The following is a 19,086-nucleotide window of genomic DNA, read 5'->3' on the forward strand; positions in this document are numbered from 1 at the left end:
ACACTAAAGGCGTGCTCTTCCTCTTCGTGGACGGCCTCGGCCTAGGTGAGGCCCTGGAGGACCTTTTCCCCTTCCTCCTAGGGCTTTCCCCTAAGGCCTTGGACGCCACCTTGGGGGTGGAGGGCCTGCCCCAGTCGGGCACGGGCCAGACCACCCTCCTTACTGGGGTCAATGCCCCCCGCCTTCTCGGCCACCACCAGGGGCCTTTCCCCAGCCCCAGGCTCAGGCCCCTTCTGCAAAAAAGCCTGTACGCCTGGGCGAAGGAAACAGGCCTACGCATCCTCCACGCCAACGCCTACCGGCCCGAATACCTGAAAGGGGCCACCGAAGGAAGGAGGCTTCTCCTTTCCGCCTTCGCTCAAGCCGCCCTCTTAGCAGGCCTTCCCCTTTTGCCCCTGGGCCACCCAGAGGCCCTCTCCCCTGGGTTTTGGGAGGATCCCTATAGAGCCGGTGCCCAAGCGGCTTCCCTGGCCCGGAGCTTCCACCTGGTGGTCCTGGAATACTGGGCCCTGGACCTCTTCGCCCACCGTTTCCCAGAGGCGCTACCCGAACGCTTCCTGGAGCTTTCCCTTTTCCTGAAGGGCTTCTTGGAGGAAGGGGGCACCCTCCTCCTCACCTCCGACCACGGCAACGCCGAGGAGCCCTGGCACCGCCAGCATACGCAAAACCCCGTGCCCTTAGTCTATACGGGGCAGCAAACCGGCTTCTGGCCGGAGGACCTGGTGGGCTTACTCCCCTGGCTGCAAGTGATTATCACTTCTAAACCTATAAAATCCGACCGGAATACTTGACTTTAATCCCCCCTTGGGGTAAAGTCCCCAGGCAGAGGGGCCCCTCGTCCCCGGCTTACCACCGGGGGGAAAGGAGACAAGATGCGGCTTGGAAGGTTTGTGACCCTGATAGGCATCGTGGCTTTAGGGCTGGCTTCCGCCCAAGGACAGACCCTGACCGTCTACTCCGGACGGGAGCAGAGCCTTGTGGAACCTCTAGTGAAACAGTTCCAGGCAGAAACCGGCATCCGGGTCCAGGTGCGCTATGGCACCGACGCCCAGATCTTGGCCGCCCTGCAGGAGGAAGGAGGCCGCTCCCCCGCGGATATCTTCTGGGCCAACACCGCAGGCGCCTTGGGCCAGGCGGCAGCCAAGGGGCTTCTTAGGCCCTTGGGAGAAACCCTCTTGCAGCAACCTGCGGCCTTCGTGCCTGCCTCCAAGGCTTGGGTTCCCATCACCTTGCGCCTTAGGGTCTTGGCCTATAATCCCCAGAAGTTTAAGCCGGAAGAACTCCCCACGAGCATCCTGGACCTCCCCCGCTTCGCCCAGGACAAGGGCCTGGCGGGTAGGATTGGCTGGACCCCCACGTACTCCAGCTTCCAGGACATGGTGGCCGGGATGATTGCTCTCCATGGGGAGGCCAAGACCCGGGAATGGCTTTCCGCCATGAAAGCCCTTAATCCCAAGAGCTATGCCTCCAACCCGGCCATGTTGGACGCTGTCCGCGCCGGGGAGATCGACCTTGGCTCCACCAACCACTACTACGTGGTGCGCTTCCGCCGGGCGGGGTACAACCTGGGCCTTCACTACTTCAAGGACGGGGATGTGGGCAACCTGGCCCTGGTCACAGGGGCGGGCATCCTCAAGACCTCCAGGAACCTGGTGGCCGCCAACCGCTTCCTCACCTACCTTCTTTCGCCCAAGGGGCAACAGTACTTTGCCGGCAACATAGGCGAGTACCCCCTGGTGAAAGGGGTGGTGGCCGACACCCACCTCCTGCCCCTGGAAGAGGCTCTGAAGAAGAGCCCGAGGCTAGACTTTGAAAAGCTCCCCTTGGACCAGGCCCTCAAGCTCCTTCGGGAGCTGGGTATCCTCTAAGGCTACCCCCTTGGGGGCAGGCCTGGGTGCCAAACCCAACGATGACCAGCGCAAGAGGGTTCCCCCAACTTCCCGGGCTTCTGCCCTTCCTGGTGCCCGCCCTCCTCACAGGGGGCGGGGTGGCCCTTCCCCTCCTCTACCTGGTCCTAAGGGCCCTGGAGGCCGATCCCGAAACCCTAAAGGCCATCCTCCTCCGCCCCAAGAACCTGGAGCTGGTTAGGAACACCCTTTCCCTCCTCCTGGGGGTTCTCCTGAGCACCACCCTCCTCGCCCTGCCCCTGGCCTTTCTCACCACCCGCACCGGCCTTAAGGGGAAGCGGCTTTTCTCCATCCTCCTCACCCTGCCCCTGGCCATCCCCGGCTACGTGGGCGCCTACGTGCTCCTGGCGGCCACGGGGCCTGGAGGCCTCCTGCCTTTGCCCCGCCTCGAGGGGTATTGGGGAGCTCTCCTCGTCCTTTCCCTCATCACCTACCCCTATCTCTTCCTGGGCCTTAGGGCTGCCTTTTTGGGACTGGACCCCAGCCTGGAAGAAGCGGCCCGGACCCTAGGAGTTGGGCCCTTAAGAGCCTTTTTCCGGGTGGTCTTCCCCCAGCTCCTTCCCGCCCTCCTCTCCGGGTATCTGGTGGTGGGTCTCCACGTCCTGGGGGATTTCGGCACCGTGAGCCTTTTGCGCTACGAAACCTTCTCTTACGCCATTTACCTGCAATATAACGCCGCCTTTGACCGGGTTTACGCTGCCTGGCTAGCCCTCGTCCTCCTCCTCTTCACCGGGGGGCTTCTCCTTCTGGAAGGGGTCTTCCTCCGCCGGCTCAGCCTGGCCCGCACGGGCAAGGGAAGCGGGAAAAAGGCCAAGCCCATAAGCTTGGGGTGGTTTACCCCTTGGGCCTACCTCCTGCTCCTTCTTCCCGTCTCGTGGGCCTTGGTCCTCCCCCTCTGTGCCCTCTTCCATCTGGCAAGCCGCTTTCCCCGGGAAAACCTGACCGGGCTTTGGGAGGCTCTCCTCCACTCCGCCCTGGCCGCCATCCCCACCGCCCTCCTTGCCGTGGGCATGGCCTTACCCATCGCTTACCTGGTGGTGCGCCACCCCTCGCCGGCCTCCCGCCTTCTAGAAAGGCTTGCCTACATGGGCTACGCCATCCCACCCTTGGCCCTGGCCTTAGCCTGGATCTTCTTTAGCCTAAAAAGCCTCACCTTCCTCTACGGTACCCTACCCCTTTTGGTCCTGGCCTTGGCCTTCCACTTCCTAGCCGAGGGCCTGGGACCGGTGAGGGGAGCCCTATACCAGGTGCCCAGGCGCCTGGAGGAAGCGGCCAGGACCCTAGGGGACACCCCTTTCCGGGCCTTCTTCCGCGTCACCTTTCCCCTCCTTTGGCGGGGGGCGGTGGCCGGGGGAGCCTTGGCCTTTATCGGGGCGGTGAAGGAGCTTCCCATCACCTTGCTCCTGGCCCCCATGGGGTATAGCACCCTCTCCACCCGGGTTTTCAGTTACACTCAGGGGGCCATGTTTGCCGAGGCCGCCCCCTTTGCCCTGCTCATCGTTCTCCTCTCGGCAGCCTTTGTGGGGGTGTTGCTTTGGACCGAGCGCCGCTTTTAAGACTGGAGGGCATCGTCAAGCGCTTCGGGGAACACGAGGTGCTAAAGGGGATAGACCTCGAGGTCTACCCCGGGGAGATCCTAGCCCTTTTGGGGCCCTCCGGCTGCGGCAAGACCACCCTCCTAAGGGTGGTGGCCGGGTTGGAAAGCCCCGATAGGGGGCGGGTCCTCCTGGAGGGCAAGGACATCACCCTCCTGCCCCCAGAAAGGCGGGGCATCGGCTTCGTCTTCCAGGACTACGCCCTCTTCCCCCACCTCAGTGCCTTGGGCAACGTGGCCTTCGGCCTCAAGGGAAAGGACCGCCTGGAGAGGGCCAAAAGGGCCTTGGAGCGGGTGGGCATGACCCTATTCCAGGACCGCAAGCCTGGGGAGCTATCCGGGGGGCAGCAGCAGCGCATCGCCCTGGCCCGGGCCTTGGCCCCGGGGCCGAAGCTGGTTCTTCTGGACGAGCCCTTCTCCAGCCTGGACGCGAGCCTCAAGGCCAGCACCCGGGAGGAGGTGCGCAAGATCCTCAAGGAAACCGGCACCACCGCCCTTTTGGTCACCCACGACCAGGAGGAGGCTCTTTCCTTCGCCGACAGGCTTGGGGTGATGCGGGGAGGGAGGCTGGAACAAGTGGGCACCCCTGAGGAGGTCTACCTCAAGCCCAAGACCCCCTTCGTGGCCCAGTTTTTGGGCCGCACCAACCTTCTTTCCGGGGAGGGGTTTGGCCCCTATGCGGAAACCTGCTTGGGCCCGGTGCCCCTGGCCGAGCCTGCCCATGGCCCCCTTCTCCTCTCCCTGCGCCCCGAGGCCTTAAGGCTTTTGCCTGCAGAAGGCCAGGAGGGCACCCTGGGCCTGGTGGTGGCCCGGGAGTTTAAAGGGCACGACCTCACCTACCGGGTGCGCCTCCTTTCCCCAGAGAAGGAGATCCTGGTCCAGGAAGGCCCGGAAAGCCCTTTCCGGGAGGGGGACCGGGTGCGGCTTAAGGTGGTGGGGAAAGGGGTGGCCCTGGAGGGGCATCTCGCCAAGACCCTGGTGGGTGCGGATTAAGCTGGACCTGTGCGCCGCATCCTGATCCTCACCGAATACGACGGCACCCACTTCGCCGGGCTTCAGCGCCAGCGGCCTGGCCTGCGCACCGTCCAAGGGGAGTTGGAAAGGGTCCTGCCGGAGATCGGAGCCCTCCCCCAGGCGGTGGCCGCCGGCCGCACGGATGCCGGGGTGCACGCCCTGGCCATGCCCTTCCACTTTGACCTACCCAGCCGAATCCCCACGGAGAAGATCCCCGAGGCCTTGAACCGGCTTCTCCCCGAGGACCTCAAGGTGGTGGCCGCCAAGGAGGTGGCCCCGACCTTCCACGCCCGCAAGGACGCCCTATGGCGGGCCTACCGCTACCGCATCCTCCTAAGGCCCCACCCCTCCCCCCTCCTCCGCCACCGGGCCCTTTGGGTCCGCCATCCCCTGGACCAAGCGGCCATGCAGGAGGCCCTCTCCCTCCTTAAGGGGCGGCACAACTTCCTGGGCTTTGCCAAGGCGGAGGTGCGGGAAGGGGAAAGGGAGCTCTACGAGGCCAGGCTGGAGGAGGTGGAAGGGGAAGGGGGCAGGGAGCTTCGCCTTTACTTCCGGGGCCAGAGCTTCCTAAGGGGCCAGGTGCGGGGCATGGTGGGGACCCTTTTGGAGGTGGGCCTGGGCAAGCGCAACCCGGATAGCCTCCGGCTCATTCTGCAAACCCAGGACCGAAGCCAAGCGGGCGCCTCGGCGCCCCCTCAGGGGCTGTATTTCCTCGAGGCCGCCTACCCTCCGGAAAAACTAACCCCTCGGTAGACCAGGGGCCCCACCCGGGCTTTGCCCGGGTGGGGTGGCCCTAGAGGCGGCTTCTTGGGTCTAAGGCATCCCGAAGCCCATCCCCCAGGTAGTTAAAGGCCAAGACGGTGATGAAGATCATGAACCCCGGGGGCAGGGCCAACCAAGGCGCGGTGAAGATGTACTCCTGGGCGTTGGTGAGCATGTTGCCCCAGGTGGCCACCGGGGGTTGGATGCCAAAGCCCAGGAAGGAAAGGGCCGCCTCCACCAGGATGGCCCCACCGATCTGCAAGGTGGCCTGCACGATGAGGGGCGCCAAGGTATTGGGCACCAGGTGCCGGAACATGATGCGGGCGTCGCTAGCCCCCAAGGCTTGGGCGGCGGTGGCGTAATCCTGCTCCCTCAAGGAGAGGATATTCCCCCGCACCAGCCGGGCCGTGCCCAGCCAGCCGAAAAGCACCAGGATGGTGATGATGATGAAAACGCTGGCCGCATCGCCAAAGACCCCTTGGGCCCACTGGCCCACCTTCACCCCCGGGTCCCGCAGCAAAGCGGAAAGCACCAAGAGGAGGGGAAGGGTGGGGATGGTGAGCATGAAGTCAATGAGGCGGCTTATGGCCACGTCCAAATCCAAGCGGATCTGCCCCCTAAGCCCATACCAGGCCGCCCAAAGCACCAAGGCCAGGACCAGGCCAAAACCCAGGTAGCTCCCTACCCTGCCAGCACGAATCCCATCCTCGGCCAGCGTCCAGGCGATGGAGAGCGCCAGGTACAAAACGCCGTAGTAGAGAAACCAGGAAAAAACCCGCCAAAGGGCAAAGCTGAAGGGATAAAACCCCTCCCGTTCCCGCCTTAAAGGTCCCAGGTAAAAGCGCAAGGGGCGACCGGAAAAATACCCCGCCAGGGTGCCCATGATGGTGCCCAGGATCACGCTGGAAAAGGCCACGGCAAAACCCACCAAAAGGGAGATGCGGGAGCCGTAGATGATGCGGGAAAGCACATCCCGGCCCAGGTCATCGGTGCCCAGAAGGTGCTCCCGGGAAGGAGGGTTGAAGTAGTGCTGGCCCACGTCCTCCCCTGTGGGCTGGGCTGTGGGGTCGTAAGGAGCAATCCAGGGGGCGAAGATGGCCATGAGGATCAGGAGGATGATGACCACCAACCCGGCCATGGCCATCTTGTGCCGCCTTAAGCGGCGCCAGAAAAGGCCGAAGAAGGTACGGGGCTTGGCTTTTAGCGCTTGCGTCGCCATGATCCACCTCTAGCTGTAGCGGATGCGGGGGTCCACCACCGCATAGGCCAGGTCTGCAAGCAGGTTGAAAAGGGCCGTCATCAAGGCCAAGAAGGCCAAGGCCGCCATGGCCACGTTGTAGTCCTTCTCCACCAGGGCGTCAAAGATGGCCCGTCCCATCCCGGGGTAGCTGAAAATGGTCTCGGTGATGGTGGCCCCGCCCAACACCCCGGGGATGGCCAGGCCCACCAGGGTCACGATGGGAATGAGGGCGTTCCTGAGGGCGTGCTTGTAGAGCACCACCCGCTCGGCCAAGCCCTTGGCCCGGGCGGTGCGGATGTAATCCTGGGAAAGCACCTCCAGCAAGGAAGCCCGCATGAACCGGGTCCACTCCGCCATTTGCAAGGAGGAAAGGGCGATGACCGGCAGGATCAGGTGCCAGGCCCACTGCCCCAGGAAATACGCGAAGCTCACGGCCCCCGAACGCACATCCTCCCAAAGCACCCCGGGAACACCCCCGGTGGGAAAACGGGGAAAGCCAGGGATGTGGTCGGGAAACCAGATGGCAAAGAGGTAAAGGAGCAGGATGCCCAGGAAAAAGACCGGCATGGAAAACCCCACGAAGGAGAAGAAGGTGATGACGTAATCCGCCAGGGAGTACTGGCGCACGGCGGAGAAGATGCCCACGGGGATAGCCACCACCAAGGCCAGGGTCAGGGCCAAGCCCGAGAGGATCAGGGTCTTGGGCAAGCGCTGCACGAAGATGTACTCCGCCGCAGGGATGCCGTAGGTGCGGCTGTAGCCAAGGTCCCCCCGCACCGCCCGGGAAAGCCACTTGAAGTAGCGGATATGAAGGGGCTGGTCCAGGCCATAGGCCCGCTTCAAGGCCTCAAACTGCTCCGCGGTCATCCGAGGGTTTTGCCGCTTGAGCTCCTCCAAAGGATCCCCCGGCTGCAAGGCCAGCAGGGTATAGATCACCACGCTGGCAGCCAGGAGCAAGGGGATCATCTGCAAAAGCCTGCGCACCGTATAGGCAAACACCTTTGTACCTCCTGTTTTTGCGCCTCCAAATAGGCTATCGCCTGACCAAAAAGCCCGCTGGGCATTCCGCCCAGCGGGCCCCACTATACCATGTCTACTTGACGGAAAGGGCGTATTTCGCCTGGTCCCACTTCTTCACGGCGCCGCGGCTTTCCCAGCCGATCTCCCAAGCGTTCCAGCCGGGGTAGCCAAAGCCGCCCGCGTAGGCGCTGGCCACGTAGTTCACCAGGCCCTTGCGCACCACGTAGGGATTGGCGCGGAAGTAAAGGGGTAGGGCGGGAAGCTCCTCCGCCCAGATCTCCTGAGCCTTCCAGAAGAGCTGTTTCCGCTTGGCCTCGTCAAACTCCAGCACCCCCTGGCTGGTCAAGCGGTCAAACTCGTCGTTCCGCCAGCCACCGATGTTCTGGCCCTGGTAGTTGTTCTCCTTGGTGGGCACCATGATGGCCCCAGTGTTCAGGTTCTTGTACTGGAAGAGGCTGCCGTCCTCGGCCAGGCTAGAGACCCAGGCGAACTCAAACATCCCCGTCCACTTGCACTCGCTGGCCCGCTGGATGTAGTCGTCGGAGAAGACCACCGCCGAGGGGGCGTTGTTGATCTTTACGGCAATGCCAATCTTTTTCAGGTCCTCGGCGAAGAACTGCTGGGTGCGCTCGCGGATGGCGTTGCCCGCGGTGGTCACGTACTCAATCTCAAAACGAACGGTGCGCCCGCCCACGGTGCGCTGGAGGATTCCATCCGGGCCCTTCTTCCAACCCATCTGCGCCAGGAGAGCCTCGGCCTTCTTCAGGTCAAACTCGTACTTCTTGACGTTGGGATTGAAGAGGGGGTTGACGGGAGCGATCCAGGTGTGGGCCACAGGCTGGAGGCCATCAAAGAAGGCCTTCACCAACCCTTCCCGGTTCAGGGCGTAGAGGAGGGCCTGACGGGTGCGGACATCGTCCAGGCCCAGGTCCTTCACCTGCTGGCAGTTGGCAAACTTGTTGATGTCAATGTGCTCCCAGATGGCTCCGGGCACAAACCAGATGTCAAAGCGGCCAGGGGCACGGGAGGTGAGCTGCCGGCTACGGCCCTGGTCAAAGGTGAGGGAGACGCTGGAGGTGGCGTCAATGGAGCCCCCGATCACCGCCACCAGGAGGGAGTTGGTGTTCTGGATGAAGCGGTAGACCACCTTCTGCACGTACTTGCTTTCCCCACCCTCCGGCTTGATGGGGAAGTTGGTGTTGCGCTCCATCTCAATGGAGTTACCCGGTACCCAGCGCTTCAGCTTGAAGGCGCCCGAGTAGACCATGGCACCCCGGTTCAAGGCCTGGGGGGTGGAGAACTTGAGGAAGAAGTTACGGTAGAGCTCGTTGAGCTTCTCCGCGTCTTTATCGGGATTCAGGTTGCGGGCCGCCGCCTTTACCTTCTCCCACTCCGCCCCCATGATGTGCTTGGGAGCATAGCCTATGGGGGAGCCGTAGGAGCCGTAGGTGTCGTAGTAGTAGGCGGGCTCAAAGGTCACGGTGAAGTTGCGGGCATCCTTCACCTTGAGGCTCACCCGCTCCCAATAATCGGGGTTCAGGACGGGCATGCCCTTGGCCTTACCCACCTCGTAGTAGAAGGCCACATCCTCGGTGGTGATGGGCTTGCCGTCGGACCAACGGGCATCGGGGCGGATGGTGAGGTCCATCTCCAGCCGCTTCTTGCCCCCACCGATATCGGTCACCCGCAGGCGCCCGTTTTTCTCCGTGGGCACCTCGGTGGCCAGCACGGGGAAGTTCTGGCTATCGGCATTGAAGCCGATAAAAGGCGCAAAGAGATAGCCTTCAATCTCGCTCTTGATGGCCTGGTTGGAGATGATGCTTAAGAAGTCCCCCGCCAGCACCCTAGGCTCCTGGGAAGCCCCTACGACCAAGCTGTTGTCCTGGGGCCCTGCCAGGGCCAGGCCTAGGGCGGTTAGACCGACTAAAGCCAGCTTGCCTACTTTTCTCATACAGCCTCCTTTCTCCGTTGCGGCACTGCCCTTCGTGGCCGAGGCTATTATACGACGCTTACCATATAGGTCAAGAAAAAGGATAAAAGGGCCCAAAGATAGGGCCCCAAAAGCGCTTAGGAAGGGGAATCAATGGCCACAGGTCCTGGCTTCTGCTTCCTGGTCCTTGGTGCGGAAGGAGTGGCCGCAGCCGCAGGTGCTGGCGGCGTTGGGGTTGTGCACGGTGAATCCCCCGCCCATGAGGCTTTCCACCCAGTCGATCTCCGAGCCCACCAGGTAGGGCAAGGACATGGGGTCCACCACCAGGCGCACCCCGTGCATCTCCACCAAGGTGTCCCCCTGAAGCTCCCTCTCATCCACGGCCATGCCGTACTGGAAGCCCGAGCACCCGCCGGACTTGATGAAGACCCGGATGGCGGCGTGCTCCTTACCGTAGCGGGCCAAGATCTCCTTAGCCTTCTCCGCCGCCTGGGGAGTGATGCGGATTACCGCCCCCTCTGCTTTCACCATCTCGCAAACCTCCCTACCCCTTCACCCTAGCATGACAGGGGTACGGAAAGGTGAGGCGGGTTCCAAGGGCTAGGATATGGACATGAACCTACCCCGCATACAGGAGGTGCTTAGGGAAGAGAAGCTGGATGGCTGGCTCCTCTTCTCCTTTGGGAGGAGCAACCCCTTGGCCCTCGAGGTCCTCTCCCTCACCCCTCTTCACCTGACCCGACGCTTCGCCTACTTCATCCCCCGGGAAGGGGAGCCCACCCTCCTTTGCCATGCCATTGAAGAAAGCCTCTTCCCTTCCCTCCCTGGGAAAAAGCGCACCTACCACACTTGGCAAGGATACGTGGGAGCCCTTACGGAGCTTGTGGAGGGCTTAAGGCGCATCGCGCTGGAGTACGTGCCAGCAGGCTTGGTACCCTACCTTTCCCGGGTGGATGGAGGCACCTTGGACCTTTTGAGGGGGATGGGCCTCGAGCTCCTTTCCTCCTGGCCCCTCCTCCTCCTCTTCCAAACCTGGGGAGAGGCGAAGCTAAAGAGCCACCGCCGGGCGGTGAAGGGCTTGGTGGCCGCCAGGGACCGAGCGCTGGCCTTCCTGCAGCAAAGCCCCAGGCCCACGGAAAAAGCCGTGCAGGCCCTCTTGGTCCAGGCCCTGGAGGAACGGGGGCTGGTCTTTGACCATCCCCCCATGGTGGCCTTCGGCCGAAACGCCGCCAACCCTCACCACGCCCCCACGGACAAGGTCCTCGAGGAGGGCGAGGTGGTGCTTTTGGACCTGTGGGCTAAGGAAAAAGGGGGGGTCTACGCCGACATCACCTGGATGGCGGGCCTAAGGCCTCCTGAAGGGGCCCACCGGGCCTTCCAGGCGGTGACCAGGGCCCGGGATGCCGCCATCCGCTTCCTGGCCGAGGCCTACGGAAAAGGGCGCTACCCCAAGGGCTTTGAGGTGGACCGGGTGGCCCGGGACCTTTTGGAAGGGGAGGGCTACGGGCCTTACATCCGCCACCGCACGGGGCACAACCTGGGGGAGGAGGTCCACGGCTCCGGCCCCCACCTGGACGACCTGGAAACCCATGACTTCCGCCCCCTGGTGCCGGGGCTGGCCTTCACCGTGGAACCCGGGGTTTACCTACCCGATTTCGGGGTGCGCACCGAGGTGAACGTCTATGTGCATCCCGAAGGCCTCGAGGTCACCACCCCCTTGCAGGAGGGTCTCACCCTCCTTTAAGTAGCCCCTTTGGGGCTGACCTAGGTAGCCCCCACACGCTAGCCCTTGGGGAGCGAAGCGGGAGGCATACCCCTGGGGCGTGGTATCTTGGGGAACGGCATGGACCGCCCCCTGCTGATCTTCTCTGGTCAGTCCAATAAGCCCTTAGCCCAAGCCATCGCTGAGGCCCTAGGCCTTCCCCTGGGCAAAAGCACCACCCAGCGCTTCGCCAACGACAACCTCTTCGTGCGCTTTGAGGAAAGCCTAAGGGAAGGGGATGTCTTCATCGTCCAGTCCCTAACCCCTCCGGTGCAGGACCACCTCATGGAGCTTCTCATGATGATTGACGCCGCCAAGGGGGCCAGCGCCGCCCGGGTCACGGCGGTCATCCCCTACTTCTCCTATGCCCGCAGCGACAAGAAGGACGCCCCCCGCATCTCCATCGCCGCCAGGCTGGTGGCCGATCTTCTCCAGACCGCCGGGGCCGACCGGGTACTCACCATGACCCTGCACTCCCCCCAGGTGCACGGGTTCTTTAAGGTGCCCGTGGACCACCTCTCCGCCGAGCCCGTCATCGCCAACCACTTCGCCACCCGGGTGGACCTGGACAATGCCGTGGTGGTGGCCCCGGATGCCGGGGACCTAAAGCGGGCCAGCTCCCTGGCCCGGCGCCTCCGCCTCCCCTTGGCCTTCATTGACAAGGAACGGGTTTCCGACACCGAGGTACGGGTCCGGATGCTGGTGGGGGAGGTTAGGGGGAAAACTGCCCTGATCGTGGACGACGAGATCTCCACCGCCGGAAGCCTGGTGGAGGCGGTGGAGGCCCTGTTGCAGGCAGGGGCCAAGGAGGTCTACGCCGCCGCCACCCACGGGGTCTATGTGGGGCCGGCCCTAGAGCGCATCGCCAAAAGCCCGGTGCAGGAGGTGGCGGCCACCGACACCTGCCCCCCCAAGGAAGGCCCCAAGCTCAAGACCCTTCCCGTGGCACCCCTCTTCGCCGAGGCCATCTGGCGCATCCACCGGGGGGAGTCGGTGTCCAGCCTTTTCACCTGAGGGGAGCCGCATGCGGAAAGAGGCGTTTACCCTGGCAGGGCAGAGCGTGCTGGCCCATATCCCCAAACGCCCCAGGGCCCTCCTCCTCGCCCTCCACGGGCTTCAGGGATCTAAGGAGCACATCCTTTCCCTGCTCCCGGGGTATGCGGAAAAGGGCTTTCTCCTCCTGGCCTTTGATGCCCCCCGGCACGGGGAGCGGGAAGGTCCACCCCCTTCCTCCAGAAGCCAGAGCTACGTAGAGGAGGTTTACCGGGTGGCCCTGACCTTTGCGGAAGAGGCCAGGGAGGTAGCCCAAGAAGCCCAAAGGCGTTTCTCCCTCCCCCTTTTCCTGGCGGGGGGCAGCATGGGGGCTTTCGTGGTCCACCTGCTCCTTTCCCAAGGCTTCAAGGCACAAGGAGCCTTGGCCTTCATCGGTAGCGGTTTCCCCATGAAGCTCCCCCAAGGGCAGGAGGTGGCGGACGCCAAGGTTTTGGCCCTTTACGAAACCCCCCCTGCCCTGAGGGGAGAAGCCTATGGGGGTGTACCCCTTCTTCACCTCCACGGCACCAAGGACCTGATCGTGCCCCTTTCCCGCATGGAAAAAACCGTGGAGGCCCTGAGGCCCCATTACCCCGAGGGGCGGCTCGCCCGTTTCGTGGAGGAGGGAGCTGGGCACACCATCACCCCCTTGATGGCCCGGATGGGGCTGGCCTTTTTGGAGGCGTGGCTTGATCCTGGAAGGGCTTAGGGGGTATAGGGGCTACCCCGGGGGTTTTAAGGCCTACGCCAAGGCCTTCCCCACGGTGGAGCTTTCCTGGTGGCACCGGGTGGGGGACAGGAAGACCATAAGCCGGTTAAGGGCCTTGGCCCCCGAAGGGTTTCGCTTCAGCGTCTTTGGCCACAAGCACCTCACCTTCCAACCAGGAGGGGAGGAAAGGCGGACCCTAAGGCGCTTTCTGAGGCGCTTCCGCCTCTTCGGGGAGAAGCAGGGAGCGGTGCGGCTTGTACTGCCTAAGGGACTGAAGCCTGCCCAACTGGCCCGGTGGTTAGACCTCCTAGAAGGGGTCCTGGAAGAAGTGGGGCCGGTAGCCATCGCTTTCCAGGTGGAAAAGACCTTACACCTCCTTATCAGAAGCCGGGGTTTTGCCCTGGTAAACGAGGTGGAAAGTCCCTTCCTTTACCTACTGGACCCGGAGGAAGTCCCCAAGGAAGGCGAGGGGTATGTCTATCGGAGCCCAACCCCTTCCCAAGCTGCCCCTTCCGTCCTACACTTGGGGGCGGAGGTTGAACGGGATTGAAAACCGCCAGGCGCTTTTCCCCCAAAGAAGCGGAGGAGATCTACCTGGTGCCCTACTGGGGAGCGGGGTTTTTCCGGGTAGGGCGGGACGGAGAGTTGGAGGTAACCCCCTTGGGCCCGGAAGGCCCTTCCGCCTCCCTTTTGGAAATCGTGGAAGCCCTTAGGGACGAGGGACGGCCTTTACCTTTGGTGCTTCGGTTTCCCCAGATCCTCGAGGCCCGGGTAAAGGAGCTGAACGAGGCCTTCCGGAAGGCCATGGAAAAGTATGGCTACCGAGGAGCGTACCGCGGGGTCTATCCCGTGAAGGTGAACCAGCGCCGCTTGGTGCTGGAAACCGTGGCCAAGGCGGGGAAGCCCTATCACTATGGCCTCGAGGCGGGGAGCAAGGCCGAGCTGGCCTTGATCCTGGCCCAGGACCTCTCCCCGGAAGCCCTCATCACCACCAATGGCTTCAAGGACGACGACTTCATCCGCCTGGCCCTGACCGGGAGGAAGCTTTCCCGGAACGTGGTCATCACCCTGGAGAAGTTCGCCGAGCTTCCCCGGGTGATCCGGATCTCCAAGGAACTTGGCGTACGCCCCCAGCTGGGCATCCGTTACAAACTAAAGGCCAAGGGAGCTGGGCAGTGGGAGGCCAGCGGCGGAGAAAACGCCAAGTTCGGCCTCACCACCCCGGAGATCATCCGGGCGGTGGAGATCCTGAAGGAGGAAGGGCTCCTGGAGGCCCTGGTCATGGTCCATGCCCACATTGGCAGCCAGGTGACGGATATCCGCAAGATCAAGGCGGCGGTGCGGGAGGCGGCCCAGACCTATGTGCAGCTCAGGAAGCTGGGGGCCCCTCTCCAGTACCTCAACCTGGGCGGGGGCCTGGCCGTGGACTACGACGGCTCCAAGACCAACTTCTACGCCTCCGCCAACTACACCCTCCCCGAGTATGCCGAGGACCTGGTCTACGTGACCAAGGAGGTGGTGGAGGCCCAAGGGGAGCCCCATCCCACCCTGGTCACGGAGTCGGGCCGGGCGGTCACCGCGTACCATGAGGTCCTGGTCCTCGAGGTCATTGACGTGATCACCCCCCCGGGGGAGACCCGGCCCCATCCCCCACCCCCAGAGGCCCATCCCTTGGTCAAGGAGCTTTGGGAGAGCCTGGAAACCCTTTCCCCCAAAAACTTCCGCGAGGTCTACCACGACGCCTTCGCCGACAAGGAAACCCTGCAGACCCTTTACGACCTGGGGCTGGTCTCCCTGCAGGACCGCGCCCTGGCGGAGGAGATCTTCTACCACATCGCCCGGCGGGTGTACGCCATCGCCCAGGACCTTCCCTACGCCCCCGATGAGCTCGAGGACCTGGAAAAGCTTTTGGCCGACAAGTTGGTCTGCAACTTCTCCATTTTCCAAAGCCTTCCCGATGCTTGGGCCATCCACCAGCTCTTCCCCATCGTCCCCCTAAGCCGCCTCCACGAGCCTCCCACCCGCCAGGCCACCCTGGTGGATATCTCCTGCGACTCCGACGGCAAGATGGACCGCTTCATTGACCTGCACGACGTGCGCCACAGCCTGCCCGTCCACCCCATCCGCCCGGGGGAGGACTATTACCTGGGGGTCTTCCTGGTGGGCGCCTACCAGGACGTGTTGGGCAGCAACCACAACCTCTTCGGTCAGGTGGGGGAGGCCCACGTGCTGGTGGACGAGGAAGGGTTTGCCATTGAGCGCTTTGTCCCCGGGGAGACCGCGGAGAAGGTGATCGAGAAGATGGGCTTCACCGCCCGGGAGCTCTTCCTGGGCGTGGAGCGGCTGGTGCGGCAAAGCCGCCTTTCCCCCGTGGAAAAAGGGGCCTTCCTGGAACGGTACATGCGGGAGCTCCAGGGCTACACCTACCTGGAGGACTGAGGGGTCGTTAAGGGTTCGTTAAGGGGGACTAGGCCATCCTGGGGTCATGGCCCGGGTACGTGTCCCATATACTGGGGTTAGCTTGCACCCCACCCTCGAGCTCCTGGATCCCCTGCATCCTTTAAGGCGCAGAACGGCCCTATGGCTCTTACCCCTAGGTGCCGTTCTGGCCCTGGTGGCCTTCGCTACCTCTAGGGCCGCGGAGCTGGACCCGGTGGACCGCCTCCTCCTCCCCCTTCTGGCCCTGGGCTTCTCCCTTTTGGCCCTCATCCTCTGGCGTTGGCCGCGCACCTCCCCCTGGGTCCTGGCCACAGCCCATGCCCTGGTGGCCTCCTACCTCCTGGCCACCCTGGCCTACCAACTCCTTATCAGCCCCAACCCCATGGGCCTATCCCCCGCCGCTTACTGGGTGCCCTTTGTGTACTTCAGCAGCTTTCTCTTTTTTCAGACGCAGCAGGCGGTGCGCCTGGCCCTCCTCTACCTGCTCACCCTCTTTCTGCTTTCCCTCTTGGGAAGCGTTCGCGGCCATTTCCATGCGGAGCACCTCAACGCCCTGGCCCAGTTCTTCGGGGCCAACCTGGCCTATGTGGGCCTTCTCTACATGCTGGTGCGGGTTAAGGAAGGGTACCTGGAGGCCCAGCTGGAAGCCTATACCGACCCCCTAACTGGGCTTAGGAACCGGCGTTATCTGGATCTGGTGCTTGAGCGGGAGCTCTTCCGCGTCCAGCGGTATAACCGACCCCTTTCCCTTATGATTTTGGACCTGGACAACTTCAAGAGGGTGAACGATACCCACGGCCACCCCGTGGGGGACCGGGTGCTCAAAACCCTAGCCCGCTGCCTGGAAGAACACCTCCGGAAAAGCGACCGGGCCGTGCGCCTGGGCGGGGAGGAGTTCGCCATCCTCCTCGCGGAAACCCCCCTGGCCCAGGCGGTGCGCCTGGCCGGACGCCTGCGCCAGGCGGTGGCAGCCCTAAGGGTCCCCCCCGTGGCAGGGATGACCATCAGCATCGGGGTAGCCGAGGCCCGCCCTGATGACTCCCCCCTTTCCCTCCTGAAACGGGCCGACGAAGCCCTTTACCAAGCCAAACGCCGGGGGAAAAACCGGGTGGGGGTGGGCTAGTCCTTTTGCGGGGCCCCCACCCTGGCCCATGCCAGGGTGGGGTGGTATCCGGGGCCCCCAGTCTGACGAAGTCAGACTGGGGTGGTATTAAAGGCCCGCTTCCCGCCTCAAGGCCTCCACCCGGTCGGTTTCCTCCCACGGGAAGCCCATGCGGCCAAAGTGGCCGTAGGCGCTGGTGGGGGTGTAGATGGGCCTCAGGAGGTCCAGCTCCTCAATGATGGCCAAGGGTCTGGGGTCAAAGACCCGCTTCACGATCTCGGCCAGCTTCTCGTCAGGCAGGATCCCGGTGCCGAAGGTTTCCACCCGCAAGGATACGGGCCGGGCTTTGCCGATGGCGTAGGCCAGCTCCACCATGGCCCGCCGGGCCAGGCCTGCCGCCACCAGGTTCTTGGCCATGTAGCGGGCGTAGTAGCTGGCGGAGCGGTCCACCTTGGTGGGGTCCTTCCCGCTAAAGGCCCCACCCCCATGGGGCACCGCTCCCCCGTAGGTGTCCACGATGATCTTGCGCCCGGTAAGCCCGGTATCCGCATGGGGCCCACCCAGGATGAAGCGCCCCGAAGGATTGATAAGGTACTCCGTCTCCCCTTCCTTAAGGTACTCAGGAGGGATGGCCTGGCGTACCACTTCCCGGATCAGGTCCTCCCGGAGCTGGTCCGGCTCCACCTCGGGGGAATGCTGGGCGGAAACCACCACCGTCTTCACGTAAAGGGGCCTATCCCCCTCGTAGACCACGGTGACCTGGGCTTTGCCGTCGGGGCGCAGGTAGGGAAGAAGCCCCGTCTTGCGCACCTCCGCCAGGCGCATGGTGAGGCGGTGGGCCAGGGTGATGGGTAGGGGCATGAGCTCTGGGGTTTCGTCGGTGGCGTAGCCGAACATGAGGCCCTGATCCCCCGCCCCCACCCGGTCCAGGGGGTCGGTGGATTTCAGCACCCGCCATTCATAGGAAAGGTTTACCCCACCGGCAATGTCCGGGGACTGTTCGTCAATGGCGGTGAGAACCGCACAGGTGTCGGCATCAAAGCCGTACTTGGCCCGGGTGTATCCCACTTCCCGAACCGTCTTGCGCACCAGGCCGGGAATATCCACATACCCTTCGGTGGTGATCTCCCCCGCCACGAACACCAGCCCCGTGGTAACCAAGGTTTCCGCCGCCACCCGGGCCTTTTTATCCTGGGCGATCAAGGCATCCAAAATGGCGTCGGAGATCCGGTCCGCCAGCTTATCCGGGTGCCCTTCCGTGACCGACTCGGACGTGACCAGCCTCAACTTGCGCACCTCCCTCGCCCCCCACCGGGGCAACCCTGATAGTATAGCACCCCCCTTTTCCCGTCCAGGGTATGATGGCGGCTTGTAAACCACCCCACGCCTAAAGGCGGGGGCTTTCCGAGGAGAGACGATGCGGAGAAGATACCCTCAGAATCCGGGCCGGTTTACAACGGCCCATGCCCGTCGAGCCTGCTCTTCGGGCAATGTTGGTGGCAGCTACCCAGTCGGCGTTATGCTGGAAGCCACACCCCGTGCAGCGGAAGAGGGCCTGGCTCCGGCGGTTCTCCCTGGCGGTGTGGCCGCAGCGGGGGCACTCCTGGCTAGTGTGCCTCGGGTCCACCGCCACCACCCGCACCCCCCTCAGGGCCGCCTTGTACTCCAGCAGCGAGCGGAAGCGGGCGTAGGGCCAGAGGTTGTGCAAATACCGGGCCTCCTTGCCGCGCTGGGCGGTGCGACTTCTGAGCCCCGTCAAGTCCTCAATGGCCAGCGTATCGCCGGGTTCGAGGCTGTCCACAATCCGCTTTGCCAAGGTGTGCAGGGTGTGGTCCACGAAGCGCCGCTCTCTGCCGCAAAGCCGTTCCCAAAGGGCGCTCAGCCCCTTGGTGCGTTCGGTGTCGAGCCTGCTCCGTACCTCGGCGCGCTTGTTGCGGAGGTGGATGCGCCGGGACTTCACACCTCCGCCCGAGACCTGGATGCCGCTGGACAGGGTAGCCATGTAGCGCTGCCCCATATCCAAACCCACCACTTTACCGCCTGTGGGCGGGGTGGGGACTTCCACCCTGATACTCAGGTTGATGTACCACTTGCCCTTCGGCCCCCTGGTGAGCACCCCGCCCTGGACGCCCCTCGCCTTCGCCAGCATCCCCCGCTGGTAGTCCCCGAGCTTCATCGGAACGATGAGCCGCCCCGCCGTGGTGGTCAAGGACACCGATTCACCCCGCAGAGACAGGGTGCGCTGGTCAAAGGTGCAGGAAGTGGGTTGGTAGAACTTCGCCCGGTTGCCCTTCTTGCGACCCACGCGGGCAATCGCCTGCACCGCGAGGTTGGCGCTCAGGCCCATCGAACGGAGGTCGCGGTAGACCAGGCGGTGCAGCTTGAACCGCCGGAACTCCCCACGCTCCCTGGCAACCCGCAAAGCATGGTTGCAGGCTTCCGCAAAGAGGCGCACCGTGGCCTCCAGCGCCGCCGCCTGTTCGAGGGTGGGCTTGAGGGTGCAGCGGAGCGTGAGGGTCTGCATAGACGCAGCATAACACTTCATGCGAAAGGAGGAGCGGCGCTCCCCATGCCT

17 protein-coding genes are annotated in these 19,086 nt (G+C 63.8%); 11 read left to right on the forward strand and 6 right to left on the reverse strand.

All coding sequences use genetic code 11. From position 1 onward, the window contains the following. The first annotated feature begins 11 nt into the window (after positions 1-11). The 5 genes from L0D18_RS08360 (at position 12) to truA (ending at position 5,268) form a co-directional block, all read left to right on the forward strand. Positions 12-791, forward strand: a complete 780-nt coding sequence (locus tag L0D18_RS08360; RefSeq protein WP_243028480.1) for a metalloenzyme — start codon at positions 12-14, stop codon at positions 789-791. Positions 792-872: 81 nt separating this feature from the next. Further along, complete coding sequence (locus L0D18_RS08365; RefSeq protein WP_243028422.1) at positions 873-1,868, forward strand: iron ABC transporter substrate-binding protein; 996 nt, start codon at positions 873-875, stop codon at positions 1,866-1,868. A 41-nt stretch (positions 1,869-1,909) separates the two neighbouring features. Next, positions 1,910-3,463, forward strand: a complete 1,554-nt coding sequence (locus L0D18_RS08370; RefSeq protein WP_243028423.1) for an ABC transporter permease — start codon at positions 1,910-1,912, stop codon at positions 3,461-3,463. Further along, positions 3,442-4,494, forward strand: a complete 1,053-nt coding sequence (locus tag L0D18_RS08375; protein ID WP_243028424.1) for an ABC transporter ATP-binding protein — start codon at positions 3,442-3,444, stop codon at positions 4,492-4,494. Before L0D18_RS08370 ends, L0D18_RS08375 begins: the two co-directional genes overlap by 22 nt. Before the next feature lie 9 nt (positions 4,495-4,503). Next, positions 4,504-5,268 carry a tRNA pseudouridine(38-40) synthase TruA gene (truA, locus tag L0D18_RS08380; RefSeq protein ID WP_243028425.1) on the forward strand — a complete coding sequence of 255 codons (765 nt, stop codon included), beginning with the start codon at positions 4,504-4,506 and terminating at the stop codon, positions 5,266-5,268. A 40-nt stretch (positions 5,269-5,308) separates the two neighbouring features. Here truA and L0D18_RS08385 read toward each other — a convergent pair whose 3' ends face one another. The 4 genes from L0D18_RS08385 to erpA form a co-directional block, all read right to left on the reverse strand. Continuing rightward, complete coding sequence (locus tag L0D18_RS08385) at positions 5,309-6,496, reverse strand: ABC transporter permease (RefSeq protein WP_243028426.1); 1,188 nt, start codon at positions 6,494-6,496, stop codon at positions 5,309-5,311. 9 nt (positions 6,497-6,505) lie between these two features. Continuing rightward, on the reverse strand, positions 6,506-7,516 hold the full coding sequence (locus tag L0D18_RS08390; protein WP_243028427.1) for an ABC transporter permease: 1,011 nt from the start codon (positions 7,514-7,516) through the stop codon (positions 6,506-6,508). Between the two features lie 94 nt (positions 7,517-7,610). Further along, positions 7,611-9,488: a peptide ABC transporter substrate-binding protein gene (locus tag L0D18_RS08395; protein WP_243028428.1), complete on the reverse strand. Its 1,878-nt coding sequence runs from the start codon at positions 9,486-9,488 to the stop codon at positions 7,611-7,613. 129 nt (positions 9,489-9,617) lie between these two features. Continuing rightward, positions 9,618-9,998, reverse strand: coding sequence for an iron-sulfur cluster insertion protein ErpA (gene erpA, locus L0D18_RS08400; protein ID WP_243028429.1), 381 nt, complete (start codon positions 9,996-9,998; stop codon positions 9,618-9,620). An 82-nt stretch (positions 9,999-10,080) separates the two neighbouring features. Between erpA and L0D18_RS08405 the strand changes: the two genes are divergently transcribed. From L0D18_RS08405 to L0D18_RS08430, 6 genes are all read left to right on the forward strand, one after another. Next, on the forward strand, positions 10,081-11,211 hold the full coding sequence (locus L0D18_RS08405; protein ID WP_243028430.1) for a M24 family metallopeptidase: 1,131 nt from the start codon (positions 10,081-10,083) through the stop codon (positions 11,209-11,211). A 99-nt stretch (positions 11,212-11,310) separates the two neighbouring features. Continuing rightward, positions 11,311-12,243 (forward strand): ribose-phosphate diphosphokinase, encoded by a 933-nt coding sequence (locus tag L0D18_RS08410; RefSeq protein WP_243028431.1) that lies wholly within the window; start codon positions 11,311-11,313, stop codon positions 12,241-12,243. A 10-nt stretch (positions 12,244-12,253) separates the two neighbouring features. Then, positions 12,254-12,970: an alpha/beta hydrolase gene (locus tag L0D18_RS08415; protein ID WP_243028432.1), complete on the forward strand. Its 717-nt coding sequence runs from the start codon at positions 12,254-12,256 to the stop codon at positions 12,968-12,970. Beyond that, complete coding sequence (locus tag L0D18_RS08420) at positions 12,951-13,520, forward strand: DUF72 domain-containing protein (protein ID WP_243028433.1); 570 nt, start codon at positions 12,951-12,953, stop codon at positions 13,518-13,520. The genes L0D18_RS08415 and L0D18_RS08420 overlap by 20 nt, the downstream gene beginning before the upstream one ends. After that, positions 13,517-15,409 (forward strand): biosynthetic arginine decarboxylase, encoded by a 1,893-nt coding sequence (speA, locus tag L0D18_RS08425; RefSeq protein WP_243028434.1) that lies wholly within the window; start codon positions 13,517-13,519, stop codon positions 15,407-15,409. The genes L0D18_RS08420 and speA overlap by 4 nt, the downstream gene beginning before the upstream one ends. A gap of 46 nt (positions 15,410-15,455) precedes the next feature. Continuing rightward, the gene (locus L0D18_RS08430; protein ID WP_243028435.1) at positions 15,456-16,532 is read left to right on the forward strand and encodes a GGDEF domain-containing protein; all 1,077 of its coding nucleotides are present in this window, start codon (positions 15,456-15,458) and stop codon (positions 16,530-16,532) included. Between the two features lie 87 nt (positions 16,533-16,619). Here the strand turns inward: L0D18_RS08430 and metK are convergent, their stop codons facing one another. Together metK and L0D18_RS08440 are read right to left on the reverse strand one after the other, a co-directional pair. After that, a complete protein-coding gene (gene metK, locus L0D18_RS08435) occupies positions 16,620-17,798 on the reverse strand; it encodes a methionine adenosyltransferase (RefSeq protein WP_243028481.1) in 1,179 nt (392 codons plus the stop codon). A gap of 100 nt (positions 17,799-17,898) precedes the next feature. Then, the gene (locus L0D18_RS08440) at positions 17,899-19,035 is read right to left on the reverse strand and encodes an RNA-guided endonuclease InsQ/TnpB family protein (RefSeq protein WP_243028436.1); all 1,137 of its coding nucleotides are present in this window, start codon (positions 19,033-19,035) and stop codon (positions 17,899-17,901) included. Positions 19,036-19,086: the final 51 nt, after the last annotated feature.

Origin of the sequence: Thermus albus, from assembly GCF_022760855.1 — a bacterium.
GTDB lineage: Bacteria > Deinococcota > Deinococci > Deinococcales > Thermaceae > Thermus > Thermus albus.